The following is a 19,348-nucleotide window of genomic DNA, read 5'->3' on the forward strand; positions in this document are numbered from 1 at the left end:
GTGGCCCAAGGAAAACTAAGCGTTGCGTTCGGCACTGCGCCAGAAGGCAACGACGCCCCCACATTCACTCCGTCAGTCGCTTGACCACTCGTCCCGCCGCACCCAGTGACGGCAACAAGTAGCATCACACAAGAAGCCGATAAACAAGATCTATAAATCATCATCATTACCCGCCCCGAAAATCAAATCATCAACCAAAGTCAACGCTGCTCAACCGACGATGCATCGAACACTCGCGCCTGTACTGGAATCACATATCGATGAGAATGCGTCAACACTTGCATATATCCAGGCTGACGATATCTCAAAACCGTCTCACCCACACCCGTGAATGTGTTTTGAACCTCGCCAAGCAACTCAAATTCTCGTTTGTTGGAGATATGGCCAATGAAAAAGTTTTCAGTCTGAGAGAGCAATTCCGAATTCACGGTTGACGGAGACTGGGTCGAATAAACGATTCCTATATGGAACTTCGCACCCTCCTTGGCAAAGCGAGAATATATATCCGTCACCTGCCCCGGCTTGTTCGCCGGAAAAATCATGTGCGCCTCCTCGAAATACAATTGAACAAATCGATTCTTCAGCTGATTGGTCACGAACTTCGCCTCCTGATGACGGAACACTGCAACCGATAAAGTCCGCGAAAAGAACTGAAGAACAACTTGATTGGCGCTTCCGAGGTCAACAATGACAGTCCTACCCTGATCAAGCGAACTAATAATGTCATTCAGGAAATCAGTCGCAAACTCAGAGTGATAGGGAATACACGAAGCCAACATGCGAGGACCGACCCCAAACTCAGGAACAATGAAACGCATAGCGATTTCTTCTTCCTTGTCCATCAGTGGCACACCGCCCTCAACCAGGTTGGGGTCGTTCTGATATGACAAACAGAATCTTGAAAAGATCTCCATTTCACGAGCCATCTCTTTCAGATTGGCTGGCGCGCGAGGAACAGGCTTCCCGACGATCGACTGATACATCGCCATGCGCAATGGCTGGGAAAATCTCGGATTAAAAAGGTCAGCCCGTTTCCATTTGCCTTCAGAGACCTTTACAAGGTTATCTTCCGAGTATGAGAAACCCGCCATGTAAAGTATCGTCCAGAGCAACTGGATGCGCCGCAACAATCGGAGAGTGGCATTGCCCGGCGCATGCGTATTGACGTAGCCCGAGAAACTCGGGAACTCAAGTTGCAAGAAATACCGCAACGTCTCGTTGTTCAAAACACCCGAGTCAAGCAACTCCGTCATCAACGCACCGCATTCGCTGGTGCGCTCATAGAAGTTGTATCGTATATAACGCCGAACCGAGCTGATCTTGTCATCCATATCCCGATGAGCCAAGAAATAGACATCAGTACGATGTTCGTAAGTACTAGCAATCGAACGATTTCCATCCTGCGGGTTATCGTTCGCATATTCACCATTGACGTCGAACACCAGTTGACCAACATCTTGGCTGTGAGCAGTCATTTCCAACATGCCCTGCATCAGCAACTTCACTGCATTCGATTTTCCAAGACGGGTCTTCCCAAACATCGCAGTACGCTTGCCGCGAATGTCGGGCATGTGTATGAACATGGAACTCTGAGTTCGCGGAGACACCATCACGGATTCAGCTTGGCGCAATAATCCGAATTGAATCTTGAATCCTTCACCGAGTGTCCCATTGACAATGAAGTCGAGCAGAGCAGGCGAAGGCATGAACGCAAAATAGTGAGACGCGCCTTGAATCCGCCCAATGTCACGGCTGAAATGCACGCCCGTATGCACCTCAGAAGTCGCAAACATACCGAGCAAAGACAACTTCAAACTCAGCGGAGAATTGAAGGCAACGTCCGACTTCAAACTGGTGAAACCGTCGATTCGGCACACCAAAGCTTGCGGCAACACTTCTGAAATATTTTGTGGCCGAGATGCCACCTCCGGGGTATGCAGCAATACAAGAAAGGCGCCCACCTTCAATTGCGTAGCGACATCAAAATCCAGCGCGACACTGTCAACGGATATCCTCGCCTTGTCATCACTGATTTCTTCAACAGGTGAAAGAAACGCCACAGCGCTGCAGACCGTCTCTTGAAGCGCTGACAGGAAAACTGATTTCAAGATATCACCTGGCCTGACCATTGAGAAAGCGCACGACCCTGATCAGACGAATATCCGCATTGATGCTTGCCTGTACAGGTGCATCGGTCTCCGACAAGGACTTCACCACCAGCCAGACAACATCACGAAAACTCCCCTGCAGATTCATCTCAACCTCGATGGGGTAATCACGAGGAACATCCCATAGCAATTGATAGCCCGCCTCTGATGACCACCTCGCCAGCATGCGCCGGACTGTGCCGTCACTGAATTGAACCGCCCAAGATCTTTCAGTTGCATCTTTCAGCCGCAATGCCGCAAGCACGTCAGGGCCGGCTGCACGATTCGCCTCATCGCCCCAGGGTGACCTGGAAAACGGGGCCGAATGAATCGGCATACGCTTCGAGACATCCCATTCCACCAACACCTCTTCCTTTTCAGGGCTGAGCTGTTGTGCATGAAGACTCGCAGGCCCCATTCCTCCAATCAAGAAGACAAGAGATGCGGAGGCAAGTACAACTTTATTCATGGCGATTCCTTCAACGAGGCAGCGGCAACGGCGGCAGATTTCCCGCATTGGGTGACGAAGACCTGTTTGAACTCACTGCCACGGGTGCTGGCAATCCACTGCTGGCCTTGTTCGCCGTCAAGATCAGGCAGTTCGAATTTTTCAAGCCCAACTTGTTGCAGTTGATCATTCGGCCCTGCGCATCAATACCCAAACCAGCAAGAAGGCCGACCTGCCTCGAATTCAAAGGCAAGCGACTCAACACCACTCCATCACGAAAAACATGGCCGTAAGTCCAAGGCCCCACTTCGATTCGAACCTCATCGGAATATATTGAGTATGAGACACCATCAAGCACCAACTCGGCTTCAATCAACTGATTGACGCCGTAAATGGCACGCAAACTTGGAAGCGCTTGAACCGGGGCAGCAACCATCGGCGGCTCTATCGATCTGGTCGTTGGTTTAGGGACCGGCATCTCTGGCGTGGGACTCTGCTTGTAGGCATCAGTCAAAGACTTGCTGAGTTCCTGCAACTTCACTTGCTTTGCCGTCTCTACAACATCAAGAAGAGATGGTGCCTGGGCCTTGGTGGAGCCGACAAACACAAAGAACAACAAAAACCCCCAACCAAGCAGAAGGGGCAAATCAGAATGTTTTCCCTTTGGCATAGTATTTACCTGTTAATTTGTAATGTTTCACGCCCTTGGCAACTTCAGCCTTGGGGGGCAAATCAATTGAAAGCGTTTCAACCAACACGTAGTCAGGCAAAACGAGCGAATCCATCGACCACAGGGGCAGCTCCATGGACCAGGTGCCGCTCACGACAGGCTTGAAAATCGGAGCAATATCGGTCACCCCCGTTGGAAAAGGAACGGGAGCTGCGACCTGTACCCTTGCATCGATCAGCGAATAATCCTGAAGCCGACTGACGAACTCTGATTGAACTTGCGGAACTCCGGGGAGGGCTTCCCGACGCAACTTGCCAGCAGAAGCAGCGTCAGAATCGGGCACGGCAGCGACAGGATGCCTCGTCTTGAGTTGTGTTCCCTTGACATCACCAGCGATAAAACCATAGTCTGGCTTCTGCTTCACTTCCGGGGGGAGCTTTTCATCGAAGTCTGCAAAGTTTCCGGACTGCCGAGCCCACGTCGCAAGACATTCGCCAGACTGGCAGACCACATTACTCAAACTCCAACCCGCGATCTCTAACGGAATACCTGAGAGTGTTGCGACGAATGCCTTGAGCCCAGGCGTACCCAATCCCTTGATGGATGCGGCCGAAGTTTCATAATTTCGCTCGTACTGGGCGTTCGGATCGTTTTCCCGTTGAAGTCGTTCAGCCTCAGCTTTGGATTCAAAGTATGACCAACCCATCCAGCCCGACAATGCAACCAAACCAAACAGAGCGAGAATGGCAACACGCAAGAATATCTTGCGCATATCAGGAATCGCCTTGACGCGAGGCTGATTTCGATCCAGTCCGGCAAGAGCAGCAGCGAACTCAAAAAATTCCGCTCCACTTAGTATCTCTGCATCACCACAGCGTCGAACCTCGTTCTTGTGGGGCAGACTCAGATAACTTCGCGCCGCATCAGCGATCATTTCGGGCTGGCCAATGAGATCGAATCCTGGAACAGGCATCGAGTTCTTGAGCGCCACGAGGGCATGTCGCGTCTCGTCCACCCTGAAGACGAAGACTTCGTCACCCCCGAGCGAAACGGTCTCGGAAAGCAACAATGCAGCGGAGTAGATCGGCTTCTTCTCGCGTTGAGATGGTGAGAGCTTCAGGAAACCCATCAGATCAGACTCGAGTCCGATCACAACGTGGGTGTACCCGTCCGCCAGTGCCTTCGACTGCAACTTCTGCCGCTGACCTTCTTGCAGCAACTGCCACGTCAGCTCAAAGGCGACCCAATCGTCATTGTGGGAAAGCAGTACCTTGGATTCTTCAGAGTCAAGCGGTGCGCTCTTGACTCTTGGCTCTTGCTGACGGACGCTTGATGTACCCCGAACTCGGCTCCAGAGCACCCGAAAGGAACTCTCGTTTTTCGAACCTCTACCCGCAGCCCTTGCAGCCGTATCTGACGTCACGGTCATGGCCTCGTTGAACGGAGGCTCGATCCGAGGCGTCGACTTATTTCTTTTCCACCACACCATGTCAAAGATCCGAAATGCGTGGCGTGATCAGGATCACGATGGATTGCTTGTTTCCGTTTCCGGATTTTCCAGTGATGAGTTGACCGTACGGCCCGTTGGTTGTCGATCCTGTGCGGGCCTGGTCGTAACCCATCACGACCATCGTCTGGCCAGATGGAATGGCCATTCGCTGCACCATCGTAAAGGTATCCACATTGGGTAGCTGGATACTTTGCTGACTCGATCCTGTGCCCACATCAAAGCGCGTCAAGTCCTTGAGAGAAGCAATCGAAACCGAACACTGCATGAGTACTTGATTCGATTCCATGATCATGGGAAGCAGCAAGATGTTGGTCCCTGTGGTGACCTGTCCCGGCGTCAATCCTGTGCCCGTGTTTGTAGACGTGGAGCCCGCGCTCACGAAAACTGGGGCGGTCTGCTTCACATACGCCATGGTGTTCGTCACCGAGATCGGAGCCGGTGTTCGATTGGACGTCACCACCACGCCTGAATAGGCACTGCTCACCTGCCCAAAGGTTTGCAAGGCGCGTAGCAGCGCACTCTTTCCGTTGAGTCCTGCAAATTCGATGCTGAATGGCGTGCCCGCAACTGCGGTGGCAGGTGGCGAGGTGTAGGCAATGCTTCCGATGCTCAGATTGGCGACTGCCTGCCAATCGATGCCTGCAGCGTGGGCCTCATTCAGATCAACCGTGACGACCTCGACCTCCAAAGTGATCTGCCTCATCATGAGTTGATTCATTTGGGCAACATACTGCTCGACCATTGTGAGAACTTCGGTTCCATCGGTCACAACCAATATTCCGGCATTCTTGTCGAGATTCATTTTTCCAGAACTTGACAGTATGGCCTTGAGATTGGCTTCCAGACCGGTCCAGAAGTCTGCCTGGTTTTCAGTCTCACCGCCCACTCCACTTCCACCACCTCCGCCGCTCCCCCCACCACCGCCAGCAGCCACCGACGTTGTCAGCTTGAAGGAACCCGGCAGGGTCTTGATGGCGAAGCTCCTCGTCTGTGCTCGATACAACAGCAGTCGGCCATCTTCGTATTTCCAATTCAGGCTCGCCATCGCGCCGATCTTGTCCAACAGACCATCCAGGGGTCCGTCATAACTGAGTTCGAAAGTGCGTTGATAGTCTGTCGAATTGACCACCAATGTCCCGAGTTCAGAACCCCCTGAAAAGGCAGGTGATACGCCCGGCTGTGGAGGTGGGGTCTGGAGTCCGCCAGTTGCCGCCGCTGCGCCGCCTCCCCCGGAACCGGGAGCGAAGCTGCTGGGAGGTTTCAGCGCATCCGGCGACAAGATGATGGGAATGCCGATCTCACGAGAGATCCGCTCAGTCAGAGTTGTCAGCGTCTGACGCCCGGGGAACTTGAACAACACCCGTTTGATGTGGGAAGGAAGTGCAGCATCGCGAGCAAGAGGAACAGATTTGGTGCTGATCACCACCGCCTTGTCGTCGATGACGAAATCGGGCTGTGGCTGCGGTTGTCGAAGCACGGACCACGCCTCACGGGAGCGAGTCACGTTTTCAGTGAATCTCTTGTCATAGGGTTCACTGCTCTGGCTGGCACATCCCGCCAGGGCCAAGGAAACCAACATCGCATGTCCTGCGAAGCTCGTACGGATTGCTTTTCGTACCGACAAACAGACACGAAGACTTGATCTATTTTTCATGATTCACCGGACTGACTGTACTTGGGTACGAAGTGCTGCATTGAGCTGCTGGGTGGTGGCCATGAAGCCGAGCATCATTCCACCCAACACAAAGCCGCAGAACATCAACATGAAGCTGTTGATTCGACCGGCCGACGACTCAATCGAGACGGCAATACGGTCAATCGATCCAACACCGATCTTGACAAACGCCTGAACAGGATCTTGCCGTTCTGAGGCATCTGTTATTCGTTCCTCCAATTCGACGCTCAAGACCCCCGTTGCAAACGCATGGCCGAACCCTGCTGAACTGCTGGCTGAGAGTCGGGTCAGGATTTTCCGGACATGCCACTTCATCCACGGATTCGCGTAAAGGGAAGCCTGCTCCAACGCAGATCTCAGTGAAACGCCTGAACGCATCAAGGATGCCAGTGAAACGATCAGCAAGGCGCCGGAGTAGTCGCGATAGAGGCTGTACGGCAGATAGCGATCCATTCGGACACGCACATTACCCGTCCAGTTGCCAAGCGAATAGAAGAAGATCCCCAACGTGCTCACGAATCCAAGGGCAAGGAAGACGCCATAATTTCGGATCAAAAGTGAAACCGCGTGCAGGGCTTTACCTGCTGCGGGCCACTTGTCGACCGTCATGATCTCTTCCAGGACAGGAACTGCGAAGTATGAGAAGCCTGTGGCGATTGCCGCCATCAGGATCAACAGGAACAACGGGTAGTTGACGGCGCCCCGAATCACCCGAGTCATCCGTTCGGTCTTTTCGACTGTTTCCGAGAGGAAACGAAGGCCCGAGGCAACACTCTCATCCCCGCTGATCTGTGCGGCGTTCAGCACCATCAGTTCGCTAGGCGGGGCCACACCCCGCATCGCATCAGCCAGCGAACCCTTCATGGAGTTGCGCAGGATCTGTCGATACAACAAGGCCAGAGCCGGATCACGCTTGCGAGCCCGGACTTCGTATTTTTTGAGAGTCGAATACAGGGGGATACGGTCTTCCAGCGCCATCGAGAGGTCCAGGTACCAGTCTGCGCGACGTTTGCGCAAGGCACTTCTGGCTCTTGAAATCTGGATGCCTTCCAGGAATTTCACACTCATGTCCGCGCTGCCTTGAGTATGCCTTCAAACCCCATAGGGTACCCGAAGGTATTGACGAAGAAGTAGGGGTCGATGATTCCCTGCGAAACGCCGTAGAGGGCGTGTCCCCAGGCGTCTTTTCCCGTCATGTCGGGAACGTCAAATGCTGCGAGGCGACTTGCCATTCGATATCGGCGCGCCTCGAAGTCGTGGCCTTCGGCGAGCAATTGAAGCAAGTGCATGTCGGGTGGCACCACTTCTGCGGCCACTGTCATGCCAGCAACACCCAGGCGAGACCCTTTTTCGGCATGTTGTTCCATGCCTGGAATTCGGCATTTCGCACAACCCGCGTCGCTGGCACAGAAGAACTTTCTCGGATCGAGTTCGAAAATGCGCTCGAAATCTTGAAGCTCGGCTGCGTCCATGACCTCGGTGGCTGGCGTTCTGCAGTTCATGCAGTTGCGTGGCATCAGGACTTGATAGACCAGTGCCGAGATGAATTCAGGGTTGCAGACCGTCGAGCGGTCAATGCCGATCATTCGTGAACTGAGTCGACCGATGATGCCCAGCGCCGACGTGGCATGGACTGTCGTGAAGATCTTGTGTCCAGTTTCAATAGCCGACTGGGCGATCTCACCCGAGATCCGGTCGCGAATTTCGCCGAACATGCCCACGTCGGGATCCAGTCGCAAGAACGCACGCATGGCACCCATGAACGGGTTGTTTGCCTCGGTGTCGCTCTGGGATCGTTGGATGGACAGATGGGAAACGCCCTTGACCACGTACTCCACGGGATCTTCGATCGACACGATCTTGCGGCCACCTGTTCGAACCAGCATGTCGAGCATCGTGTTGAGCGTGGTCGTCTTGCCTGAGCCGGTGATGCCGGCAATGAAGACGCCGCCCCAGGCGGACGCAATCGACAGCTTCAGTTTCTCGCACTGGTCGGGCAGGTAACCGAGGCGTTCGAGCGATCGAGGTGTGCTCGACTGCGTCAGGTGCAGGATGCGCAGGACGGCGTCGAGACCACCGACGGTCGGGTGGCTCTGGTACCGCAGCGCATAGGCCTTGCCCTTGTGGACCAGCGGAATCATCGCGGCCTGTGCCAGCCTTTGATTGAAGGCTGCATCAGAGCGAGACAGCTCTTCCGCCAGCACCGTGAATGCCGCGCCCAGTGCATCCAGCATCATGTCGCGGGGATATGACTTGTAGTGACGCATGACGCCGTGAAGACGAACCTTCACGGCCGCGAGATCATTTCGCACCTCCAGGTGGACGTCACTGGTGCCAATGTCGATCAACTCACCGATGATCCGCTTGAAATTCCGAACCGGTTCAGAGCCCTGGATCAGTTCGTCAATCGCTGCATTTTCCTTTGACCGAGTTGAGCTTCCGGTACCACCGTAAATGAGTTCCTTCAACAAGCTGCGGTCACCCGTGGCCGCAGAACCGATTTCATAGCCCTGCTTGAGTAGCGTGCTTCGAAACTGAAACCATTCCATTCCACCCGCTGTCTCGCTGTCGGACAACAGAATGAGCAGTTGTGGTGCAATCTCGAGCGCCAGCATTTGCGGTTCAGCGGCCAGCTCGGGCCACTGAAACGCAATGCCCAGGAATGAAGGCACGTCATCCAGGGAAAGCCAATGCTGATCGCTCACTTGTCGGTCTTTTCTCAAGGTCTGCGGATGATCGTCAACGAGACGAGCGAGTTTGCTCCAGCCGTACTGACGTCACAAAAATCGGCAAGATTATTCAATTTCACGTCTGTCTGCCCGGCGTACTTCAATACCTTCATGCCGGTCGGCGCAGGCTTGGGGCCAGTCAACACTCCCAGTTCAACTGAAGGCACCTGCGTGCTGACTCCGTTTTCGCCCACTATCCCAAATGCTGGAGCCGCTTCATTTGCTCCGGTATGAAGCATCATGACAAACTTGGCGCACACATCCCTTGGTACAGCGGTATAGGTGAGCGCGTACGCGTTTTCGACACCGTCGAGGCTCATTGGGGCAACGTAAACATTGCCACTGAAGCCGTTTTTGACGACCGTGACGCCGACGACCGATGTATCGAGGTATGCGGGCGGAATCGAGTTCAACGTTCCGAATATCAAATTGGTGAGCTTTGAATATCGGTCGCCGTTCTGCCCTCTCGCGCTCTCGATATCTTTCAATACACCAACGACCCAGGCGCTTTCATATTGCAGGTGTTTGTATTGAAGATCCGCACTTTCCTTGCGGAGCGCAAGGATGACGCCCACAGAAGCGATTGCCAAAGCAATGGAGAGCTCGAGTAACGACAATCCCAACTGTGATTTCGAAAAACTGATTCGCGGCATCTCTACAGCCTTTTGAAAATCAATGCCAATCCGAAGGCTTTTTCCGACCCAGTTACCGCTTGGCAAGCTTCCGTGATCTGGGTGACTGTCGGCACCTCCGATCTCGCTGCTTTCAGGAGGCTGTATCCGACCGGGAATCCACTTATCTTCCCGTTGATGATCGTGAGTTTAGAACCCGAAGTTCCCCAATCAAGAAAAGATGTCGAAGCAGACGCACCGCCCGGATCCGCAACCACGGCCACCGAATAGGCCAGGGTCATTGCCCGTTGCACAATTGGCACACACGTACCCGCAGGTAGACGTGCATAGTGGAGACCCCAGGCACCATTCCCAAAGGCAACACCCGACAAGGCGCCGAGCGTCATGTTTTGGTTATAGAGATGCGACGCCGTCGCTGAGGCGATCAACGTTTCTCCGGAATATCGCTCGTACTTGATCAGGCCCAGTTGAATAGCCGTCTTCAGCGTCAGGTCTGAGTAGTTGTTTCGGCCGCTATACATGCTTTCAACGTCTTGGATCAGGTACTCCATGCGTTGGCCGAAGCTTTCTGCCCGGTAGTCTGCCCAGACGTATGCGCCGATCGCCACCACCCCCGTGGTAATGACTCCCGCCACGCTGACGGTGATTGCCAGTTCGACTAGCGTGTAGCCGGCGGCGGCTTGCCTGCCAAATCGACGCATGCTACACGCCACGTTTATGTCACTTCCAGTTGACAAAGGTCAGCGCAACGGTTGCCCTGTCCGTGCCGCACCCGGTATTACCCATGGTGCTCGGAATACTCAAGTTTGACATGGACGCATCCATGGCAATTGCGGTTCCTGCAGGAGTCGGCGTCAGTGCTCCGTCGGCAGCCAAGGCCGGCGGGATGATCGGCGCTGCCGTAACCGCAGCTTCAGGGGTAATCATGATCCCGCGAATGCCTGCGCCGGCTGCAGCCGTCACCAGATCGGCACAGACCGTGGTGGGAATGCCCGCGAAGGTCAGCACGTATCCACGGCCTGCACCTGCGGTTGGCAAGTTCGGTGCGACACCAACGAAGATGTTTCGATTGAATTTGCTGGTGACGGCGGTCACCACATTGTTAGAGGCCGGGTTTCGTGTGACCTGCATTCCGTTGAAAACGCCAGCTGCGCCGGCCGCAGCAATGTTGAGTCCGTTGTAGTCCGCCTGATCCGCCCAGATCTTGTCGATCTGCGCCATCGCCTTGATCAGCAAGGTGGTGGTCTCATTCGCACGATTCGTCGTCAGCACCGTCTGAACCAGACCGATTGCCGACACCAGCAGCACGCCGGCGATGGCCACGGCGATCGACAGTTCGACGATCGTGTAACCCGCCTGGGCGGACTTGCGCTTCATGTTGAAAGACGACATTTTGTTGAGCTTCATTTTCGTTCCCATTCTCCAGATCAAGGAGTCTTTACCAGTCTGTAGCGAGGCTGGACCTGCCGGCCACCCCACCCCGAATATCGAAACCACGATTCGCCGACGGATATTCGACATGAACGCCCGCAGGCTCATATCTTCCCGGTGTTTTCGGGTATTCGAGTGACCGCAGTGTCTGCAGCGAGACTGGCATCAACAATTACGCCAATCCAGTAACTGGCTACCTATATTTGTAGAATCAGGGGCATCCAGTTGCGTCTGACGATGGTTTCTGTGCCATATCAAGACGTGCGCCGATTTCTGGCCGCACATAATCTTGTACAGCCTGACAAATACTGGTTGTTGTATTCGGGAAGCCCGTTTTGCCAGCCACACGCGTGCGTGAGGCGCAGACGTACGCACCAGACGATCTGGCGGGTCGACCGCTTGATCAGGCCAGGCGCCACCAGGCCGGCAGCAGCGCTCTCACCTCGGGGCGGCCGTAGCGGTCGTCCAGCAGATGCAGGACGCCTCGGTCCTGGGTCGTGCGGATGACCCGACCGGCCGCCTGCACGACCTTCTGCAGACCTGGGTAGAGGTAGGTGGCGTCCCAGCCGTCGCCGAACAGCGCGTCGAGTCGCTCGCGCATCTGTTCATTGACCGGGTTGACCTGAGGGAGCCCCAGCGTGGCGATGAAGGCGCCGATCAGGCGGTCGCCGGGCAGGTCGATACCTTCGGCGAAGGAGCCGCCGAGCACGGCCAGCGCGATGCCCTGGCCGCCGGCGTCGAAGCCGGCCAGGAAGGCGGCCTGCTCAGGTTCGCTCATGCCGCGACGCTGGGCGCGCAGTGGCAGGTCGGGGTGTTCGCGGGCGAGCGCTTCGTGGACCTGGGCCAGGTAGTCGAAGCTGCTGAAGAAGGCCAGATAGTGGCCCGGCCGCTCGCGGTACTGATCCGCAATGCGTGCGACGACACGCGGCAGCGAGCGCGAGCGGTGCTGCCAGCGGGTCGACACATCCGGCGCGATGTGCACGGCCAGCTGGTCGGACGAGAACGGCGCCGCCACGTCGAGCCAGCCGCTGTCGTCGGGCAGACCCAGCAAGGCCTGGTGATGGGCGGGCGGCTGCAAGGTGGCCGAGAACAGCGTCAGGCTGTGCGCCGCCGCGAGGCGGGCCCGCAGGTGCGGTGCAGGCACGACGTTGCGCAGGGTCAGCCGGACGTCGACCGGCTCGCCACCGCGCCCCTTCACGCGCTCGAGATCGATCAGCGTGTGCGTGCCGAACACTTCCGCGAGCCGGACCCATTGCAGCGCGTCGAAGCCGAACTGGAGCAGCCCCGGGTCGACCGAATCGGGCGCGTCGACCAGCCGGTCGATGACGGCCGTGGCGGCCTGCTGCAAGGCTTCGACCAAGTCCTCGGGCGGCTCGTCCAGCACGAGGTAATCGGCATCCGACAGGGCCGGCGCCTCGACTCCGGCCTTCGTCCTGGCCGCCATCCAGCCATGTGCGACCAGCAGGGCCTTCCAGCGCTTCTGGACCTTGTCCAGCGCCTTGCGCACCGGCCCGGCCGCGTTCAGGCGGGTCCGGCGGATCTGCTCGCCCGACAGGCTGGCGCTGTACATCGCCCGGGCCCGCTCGATCAGGTTGTGGGCCTCGTCGACCAGCAGCGCGACGCGCCAGCCGTCCTGCTGCGTCAGCGCGTGCAGCAGCGCCGTGCCGTCGAAGAAGTGGTTGTAGTCGCCGACGGTGACATCGGCCCAGTGCGCCAGTTCCTGGGCCAGGTAATACGGGCAGACCTGGTGCGCGGCCGCATGGCTGCGCAGCGTCTCGCGGGTCCAGTCCGGCAGGTCGCAGGCGGACGCACGTGCGCCGGGCAGGCGGTCGTGGAAACCACGCGCCAACGGGCAGGATTCGCCGTGGCAGGCCTTGTCGGGGTGCTCGCAGGCCTTGTCGCGGGCGACCAGTTCCAGCACGCGCAGGGGTGTCGATCCGGCCGGGCTGCGAAGACGAGCCAGCGCATCGATCGCCAACGCGCGCCCGGAGGTCTTGGCGGTCAGGAAGAAGACGCGGTCCAGCCCCGCATCGGGCATCGCCCGCAGCAGCGGGAACAGCGTGCCGATGGTCTTGCCGATGCCGGTGGGCGCCTGCGCCAGCAAGGTCCTGCCCCCCTTGGCGCCCTTGTAGACCGCCTCGGCCAGGGCGCGCTGACCGGGCCGGAAGTCGTCGTGCGGGAAGGCCAGCGTCGCCATCGCGGCATCGCGTGCGGCCCGGTGCGCGGCCTCGGCGCGGACCCACGCCAGCGCGCGTTCGCACAGGCCCTCGAAGTGACGGCGCAGCGCGTCGGCCTCGTGGCGTTCGGCCAGCACGGTCTCGGTGCCGTGGTCGACATCGAGGTAGACCAGCGCCAGCTCGATCGCATCGAGCCCTTCGGCCGCGCACAGCATCCAGCCGTAGACCATGGCCTGGGCCCAGTGCAGCGCGCGCTGGCCGGGGTTCTGGCGGGCCAGCTTGCCGCGATGGGTCTTGACCTCTTCCAGGCGGCGCGCGGCCGGATCCCAGCCATCGGCACGCCCGCGCACCAGCAGGTCGCCGTGACGGGCGCTCAGGCCGACCTCGGTCAGGCGCTGGGCGCCACGTCGGCGGGCGATCAGGGCGTGGCCGTCGATGCCTTGTTGCGCGGTCGGTGCAGGCGTGTTGCGCAGGTCGAGGTCACCACGCCGGGCGACCAGTTCGCACAGCGCGCGCACGGCCAGCACGTGCAGTGGGCCGTCGTCGTCCGGATAGGGTCGATCGTGTTCGGTCACGGCAGCCACGAACCTGCGCGAGACCGGCGGCATACGCACTTGGCACAACGTCTGCATGCCTTCGGCCCACCTAGACTGCGCGCCTCGCGTCGACCCCGGAGCCCTGCACGACCATGGACCTGCCCGCCCACCAGCTCACGATGACGGTGCTGATGACGCCCGACACCGCCAACTTCGCCGGCAACGTGCACGGCGGCACGATCCTCAAGCTGCTCGACCAGGTGGCCTATGCCTGCGCCAGCCGCTACGCCGGGCGCTACGTGGTCACGCTCAGCGTCGACCAGGTGATGTTCCGCCAGCCGGTGCATGTGGGCGATCTGGTCAGCTTCCTCGCCAGCGTCAACCACACCGGGCGGACGTCGATGGAGATCGGCATCAAGGTGATCGCCGAGAACATCCGCACGCAGGAGAAGCGCCACGTCAACAGCTGCTTCTTCACGATGGTGGCGGTCGACGACGAGCGCAAGCCGGTCGAAGTGCCGCCGCTGCGGCCGTTCTCGCCGGACGAGCGCCGCCGCCATGCCGCCGCCGAGCTGCGCCGACAGCTGCGGCAGGAGTTCCGCAACCGTTTCGACGCGGTCCGGGCGGCCGGTCACGGTCACGACAAGGCCGACGACCTCAGCTGAACAGCCGCCGCGCCGCCAGCGAGCCGGCGGAGAGGTCGCGTTCGGACAGTTCGGCATAGAGCTGGGCCAGGTCCTCGCCGATCTGCGGGAAGGCGGCCGGGCTGAGCGGCTGGTCCTGGTCGTCGGAGACCTGGGCGTCCAGCGCGATGGCCAGCGCCTGGCCGGCGGCGCACCAGGCGTTGTAGGGCTCGTCGCTGGCGGGCGTCTGCGGCACGTCGAACATCAGCGTGATCTCGCTGACCTGGGCGTCGCGGGCGTTGTCGGCCATGGCGGCCTGGGCGTCGAACTGCAGCGCCAGCATCGGCGGGGCGCCTTCTTCGGACGACGGCAGCACCAGCCGGCCGGCCGTCGCGCCCGGCACGAAGCCGTGGCGGGCGGCGTGCTGGGCCACCCAGCCGATCGGCCAGGCGGCCTTGCGGGCGCGCAGGCGCATCGCCAGCTGGGCGTCGTGGCCGCTGGCGAAGGCGTCGAGTTCGCGGCCGCGGGCGACGACGTCGAGCATGTCGGGGAAATCGGGCACCGCGCCGATCGCGTCGGCAAAGGCCTGGACCTTCTGGACGAACTCGGAGTACTCGATCTCGTTGATCGGCCCGAGCCGGTTGGCCAGTTGCACGCCCGCCTGCACCTCGTCATACCAGGCGTTCAGCTGGGGCGATTCCCATTCGCCGCTGGCGACGTCGCGGGCCTCGATCAGGAAGGGCTTGCCACCGGCACGGCGGGTCGGCGGCAGGTGCTGCAACAGCGTCTCGCCGGACAGGCGGCCCTCGAAGCCGAGGCTGGCGATGCCGTCGATCAGCGCGTCGATGCGCGGCACATAGGCATGGCGGCGCAGCGGCGGCAGGCCGATCTCCGGGTCAAGGCGGGCTGACGTGGCCACGACCGGCGGATTCGGAGGCGTGGCGCCGGGGATCTCGTCGTCGAGCACCGGCAGGGCGATGTCGGGCGGCGTCGCGGTCGGCGAGTCGTCGTCGAAGCGCGGTTCGCGCGGTTCATGGCTGAAGGCCGGCTCGCCAAACGTGGGTTCCTGCGCGACCCGCACCGCCGACGGCGGCACCGGCGCGGCGGGGCCGGCCTCGGGCCAGCGCGCGCCACCGGACGAGGTGCGGCGCGACTGCAAGACGTAGTTGGCGACCAGCGCGATCAACACGAGAGCGCCGACGACACCGAGCCAGAACTGCAGGGTGTTCATCGCTCAGGTCTCCGCCATCGCCAGGGCCGATTCCATGTCGACCGCGACGATGCGCGAGACGCCCTGTTCCTGCATCGTCACGCCCACCAGCTGTTCGGCCATTTCCATCGCGATCTTGTTGTGCGAGATGAAGAGGAACTGCGTGCCGCTGGACATCTTCTTGACCAGCCGCGCGTAGCGTTCGGTGTTGGCGTCGTCCAGCGGCGCGTCGACCTCGTCGAGCAGGCAGAACGGCGCCGGGTTGAGCAGGAAGATGGCGAACACCAGCGCGATCGCGGTCAGCGCCTTCTCGCCACCGGACAGCAGGTGGATGGTGCTGTTCTTCTTTCCCGGCGGCTGGGCCATGACCTGCACGCCCGCGTCGAGGATCTCGTCGCCGGTCATCACCAGCCGGGCCTGGCCGCCGCCGAACAGGCTCGGGAACATCTGGCCGAAACCCTCGTTGACCTGGTCGAAGGTGCCCTTGAGCAGGTCGCGCGTCTCGGCGTCGATCTTGCGGATGGCGTCCTCCAGCGTGGTCATCGCGCGGGTCAGGTCCTCGTTCTGCGCGTCCAGGAAACCCTTGCGCTCGCGCGCGGCGGCGAGCTCGTCCAGCGCGGCCAGGTTGACGGCACCGAGCGCGGCGATCTCGCGGTTGATGCGGTCGATCTCGGTCTGCAGGCCATGCAGCTTGACCGCGTCGGCCTCGATCTGCGCGGCCAGCGCGGCCAGGTCGACCTCGGCGGCGACCAGCTGTTCCATGAACTGCGCGCCGCCCAGTTGCGCAGCCTGTTCCTCCAGCTGCAGACGGGTGATCTCGTCGCGCATCGGCTGCAGGCTGCGCTCGAAGGACATGCGCTGCTCGTCGGCGCGACGCAGCTGGCCCGACAGGTCGTCGTAGCGGCTGCGCGCGGCGCCCAGCGCCTGCTCGCGTTCGAGCCGCAGCGCCAGCGCTTCCTGCAGGCCGCCTTCTGCGGCGGCGTCGTCGAAGCGGGCCAGTTCTTCCTGCAGCTGCTCGGCATTGCGGGCGTTGGCGGCCTGCTGCTGCTCGGCGGTCTCGATGCTGCGTTGCAGCTCGCCACGCCGGGCGGCCATCGCGCGGACCGAGAACTGCGCCTCCTGCGCCTCGCGTTCGGTGCGGCGCAGCTGCTCGCGGGCATCGGCGGCGCGGCGCTCGGCGGCGATCACGGCCTCCTCGAGTTCGGCGTGGGCTTCCTGCTCGGTCGCCAGCGACTGGTCGAGTTCCTCGAAACGGGCCTCGCCGGTCATGCGGCGTTCCTCGATGTCCTCCAGCTGCGCGTCGATCTCGGCCAGCTCGGCATCGAGCTGCTCGCGTCGCTGGCTGGCCTGTTCGGCCTGCTGGCCCAACCGCAGCACCTCGACCTGCAGCTGGTGGGTGCGGGTCTGACCATCCTGGGTCTCGCGGCGCAGACGGGCCAGGCGCAGGCTGGCGTCGGTGTAGGCGGCCTCGGCGCGGACCTGTGCGCCGCGCGCCTCGTCGGCCAGCAGCGCCTGGGCACGGCCCTGGCGGTCCAGGTTCTCGATCTCCTGGGCCCGCGCCAGCATGCCGGCCTGCTCGGAATCGGGCGCGTAGAAGGCCACCGCGTACTGGCTGACGGCATGGCCGGCCGGCGTCATGATGATCTCGCCGTGGGTCAGCCGGCCACGTGCAGCCAGGGCCTCGTCGAGATTGGCGGCGGTGTAGACACCTTCGAGCCAGTCGTTGAGCAGCGCCTTCAGGCCGGCGTCGCCCAGGCGCAGCAACTCGCTCAAGCGCGGCAAGGTCTGGTGGGTGTTGGCGATGGCGCCGTGCGGCGGCGTGTAGAAGGCCAGCCGGGCCGGCGGCGCGTCGTGTTCGAAGGCCTTGACGGTCTCGATGCGACCGACCTCCAGGGCGCCCAGGCGCTCGCGCAGCGCCGCTTCCAGCGCGGTCTCCCAGCCGGCCTCGATGTGGACGCGGGTCCACAGGCCGGTCAGGGCGTCCAGGCCATGCCGGGCCAGCCAGGGCTTGAGCTTGCCTTCGGTCTGGACCTTGTCCTGCAGCGCCCGCAAGGCTTCGAGCCGGGCCTTGATCTGCGCGGCGCGGGCGGTCTCGGCGTTGACGGCCTCCTGCTTCAGGCGGCGTTCGTCTTCCAGCGCCGGCACCTCGGCGGCGAGTTCCTGCAGCTGCGCATCGGACTCGTCACGCAGGGCCTCGGCCTCGGCCAGTTGCTCGCGCAGCGCGGCCAGATGATCGGCATCGGGCGCGACCAGGTTGCGTTTCTCGCCGACCAGTCGATCGCGGCGCTGGTTCAGCTCGCGGCGGCGTTCATCGAGGTTGCGCGACTGCGCCGCCAGCAGCTGGATCTGCTGCTGCACCTCGGCGGCCTTGCCACGCTGCGTGTTGGCGCGCTGCTGGGCCTCGCGCACGGCGTCTTCCCAGCGCGGCAGCTCGGCGGCCTGGTCCTCGGCCTGGGCCGACAGGATCTCGCCCTGCTCGTCGGCTGCGGCGATCTGCTCGGCCAGCTGGTCCAGCTCGTCGTGGGCGGCGGCGGCACGTTCGGTCCACTGCGCGTTCTGCGTCTCCAGATCGGCCAGACGCTGCTGCGCGCGGGCGCGGCCCTCGACGACGTGGCGGATGCGTTCCTCCAGCCGGCTGACCTCCATCGCGGCCTCGGCCAGCGCGCCCTGCGCGGCGTGCAGCTCGTCGTTGGCGGCGTAGTGCTGCTGGCGGACCTCTTCCAGCTCGGCCTCGACGTGGCGCAGCTCGGCGGTGCGCGCCTCCAGCGCGTTGGTCGCCGTCAGCACGGCCTCGTGGGTGCGCTGCTGCTCGGTGCTGGCGTCGCGGTGCTTCAGGAACCACAGCTGGTGCAGCTTGCGCGTGCCGCTGTCCTGCAGGCCCTTGTAGCGGGTGGCGACCTCGGCCTGGCCGACCAGCCGTTCGAGGTTGCTGTCGAGCTCGCGCAGGATGTCGTCGACGCGGGTCAGGTTCTCGCGCGTGTCCTTGAGCCGGTTCTCGGTCTCGCGGCGGCGTTCCTTGTACTTCGAGACGCCGGCGGCCTCTTCCAGGAACAGGCGCAGTTCCTCGGGGCGCGACTCGATGATCCGGCTGATGGTGCCCTGGCCGATGATGGCGTAGGCGCGCGGGCCCAGGCCGGTGCCGAGGAACACGTCCTGCACGTCGCGGCGCCGGACCGGCTGGTTGTTGATGAAGTAGCTGGAGGTGCCGTCGCGCGTCAGCACGCGCTTGACGGCGATCTCGCTGAACTGGTTCCACTGGCCGCCGGCGCGGGCGGTCGTGTTGTCGAACACCAGTTCGACGCTGGCCCGTCCGGCCGGCTTGCGGTTGCCGCTGCCGTTGAAGATGACGTCCTGCATCGACTCGCCGCGCAGCTCGCTGGCCTTGCTCTCGCCGAGCACCCAGCGCACCGCGTCCATGATGTTGGACTTGCCGCAGCCGTTGGGGCCGACCACGCCCACGAGCTGGCCGGGCAGCTGGAAGTGGGTCGGATCGGCAAAGGACTTGAAGCCGGAAAGCTTGATGGAATGCAGTCGCATGGGGCGGTCGGAAGCGGGCCGGA

General features: G+C 61.0%; 14 protein-coding genes. 1 reads left to right on the forward strand and 13 read right to left on the reverse strand.

Annotated features, from left to right (window positions below; genetic code table 11):
- Window positions 1–200: 200 nt before the first annotated feature.
- The 11 genes from ACWA7K_RS10055 to ACWA7K_RS10105 form a co-directional block, all read right to left on the reverse strand.
- Window positions 201–2,108: a helicase HerA domain-containing protein gene (locus tag ACWA7K_RS10055; RefSeq protein ID WP_456168118.1), complete on the reverse strand. Its 1,908-nt coding sequence runs from the start codon at window positions 2,106–2,108 to the stop codon at window positions 201–203.
- Window positions 2,109–2,112: 4 nt separating this feature from the next.
- Window positions 2,113–2,616, reverse strand: a complete 504-nt coding sequence (locus ACWA7K_RS10060) for a TcpQ domain-containing protein (RefSeq protein ID WP_456168119.1) — start codon at window positions 2,614–2,616, stop codon at window positions 2,113–2,115.
- A 10-nt stretch (window positions 2,617–2,626) separates the two neighbouring features.
- Window positions 2,627–3,265, reverse strand: a complete 639-nt coding sequence (locus ACWA7K_RS10065; RefSeq protein ID WP_456168121.1) for a hypothetical protein — start codon at window positions 3,263–3,265, stop codon at window positions 2,627–2,629.
- Window positions 3,243–4,694: a type 4b pilus protein PilO2 gene (gene pilO2 / locus ACWA7K_RS10070; RefSeq protein WP_456210437.1), complete on the reverse strand. Its 1,452-nt coding sequence runs from the start codon at window positions 4,692–4,694 to the stop codon at window positions 3,243–3,245. Before pilO2 ends, ACWA7K_RS10065 begins: the two co-directional genes overlap by 23 nt.
- A gap of 61 nt (window positions 4,695–4,755) precedes the next feature.
- Window positions 4,756–6,354, reverse strand: a complete 1,599-nt coding sequence (locus tag ACWA7K_RS10075; protein WP_456168125.1) for a hypothetical protein — start codon at window positions 6,352–6,354, stop codon at window positions 4,756–4,758.
- Window positions 6,355–6,432: 78 nt separating this feature from the next.
- Complete coding sequence (locus ACWA7K_RS10080) at window positions 6,433–7,512, reverse strand: hypothetical protein (protein ID WP_456168127.1); 1,080 nt, start codon at window positions 7,510–7,512, stop codon at window positions 6,433–6,435.
- A gap of 2 nt (window positions 7,513–7,514) precedes the next feature.
- Complete coding sequence (locus ACWA7K_RS10085) at window positions 7,515–9,155, reverse strand: GspE/PulE family protein (protein ID WP_456168129.1); 1,641 nt, start codon at window positions 9,153–9,155, stop codon at window positions 7,515–7,517.
- Window positions 9,156–9,169: 14 nt separating this feature from the next.
- The gene (locus tag ACWA7K_RS10090; protein WP_456210439.1) at window positions 9,170–9,898 is read right to left on the reverse strand and encodes a type 4 pilus major pilin; all 729 of its coding nucleotides are present in this window, start codon (window positions 9,896–9,898) and stop codon (window positions 9,170–9,172) included.
- Window positions 9,835–10,512, reverse strand: coding sequence for a type 4 pilus major pilin (locus tag ACWA7K_RS10095; RefSeq protein ID WP_456168133.1), 678 nt, complete (start codon window positions 10,510–10,512; stop codon window positions 9,835–9,837). The genes ACWA7K_RS10090 and ACWA7K_RS10095 overlap by 64 nt, the downstream gene beginning before the upstream one ends.
- 19 nt (window positions 10,513–10,531) lie before the next feature.
- Entirely contained in the window at window positions 10,532–11,218 is a 687-nt protein-coding gene (locus ACWA7K_RS10100; protein ID WP_456168135.1) for a type 4 pilus major pilin, read from the reverse strand.
- A gap of 427 nt (window positions 11,219–11,645) precedes the next feature.
- On the reverse strand, window positions 11,646–14,051 hold the full coding sequence (locus ACWA7K_RS10105) for a helicase C-terminal domain-containing protein (RefSeq protein ID WP_456168137.1): 2,406 nt from the start codon (window positions 14,049–14,051) through the stop codon (window positions 11,646–11,648).
- A gap of 56 nt (window positions 14,052–14,107) precedes the next feature.
- Here ACWA7K_RS10105 and ACWA7K_RS10110 point away from each other — a divergent pair, with 56 nt between their 5' ends.
- Window positions 14,108–14,620 carry an acyl-CoA thioesterase gene (locus ACWA7K_RS10110; RefSeq protein WP_456168139.1) on the forward strand — a complete coding sequence of 171 codons (513 nt, stop codon included), beginning with the start codon at window positions 14,108–14,110 and terminating at the stop codon, window positions 14,618–14,620.
- On the opposite strand, the gene ACWA7K_RS10115 is transcribed toward ACWA7K_RS10110, so the two are convergent.
- Complete coding sequence (locus tag ACWA7K_RS10115; protein ID WP_456168141.1) at window positions 14,613–15,809, reverse strand: cell division protein ZipA C-terminal FtsZ-binding domain-containing protein; 1,197 nt, start codon at window positions 15,807–15,809, stop codon at window positions 14,613–14,615. The genes ACWA7K_RS10110 and ACWA7K_RS10115 overlap by 8 nt on opposite strands.
- A gap of 3 nt (window positions 15,810–15,812) precedes the next feature.
- Entirely contained in the window at window positions 15,813–19,325 is a 3,513-nt protein-coding gene (gene smc, locus ACWA7K_RS10120) for a chromosome segregation protein SMC (RefSeq protein ID WP_456168143.1), read from the reverse strand.
- Window positions 19,326–19,348 lie beyond the last annotated feature (23 nt).

Source organism: Leptothrix mechoopdaensis (SeqCode) (genome assembly GCF_053893855.1).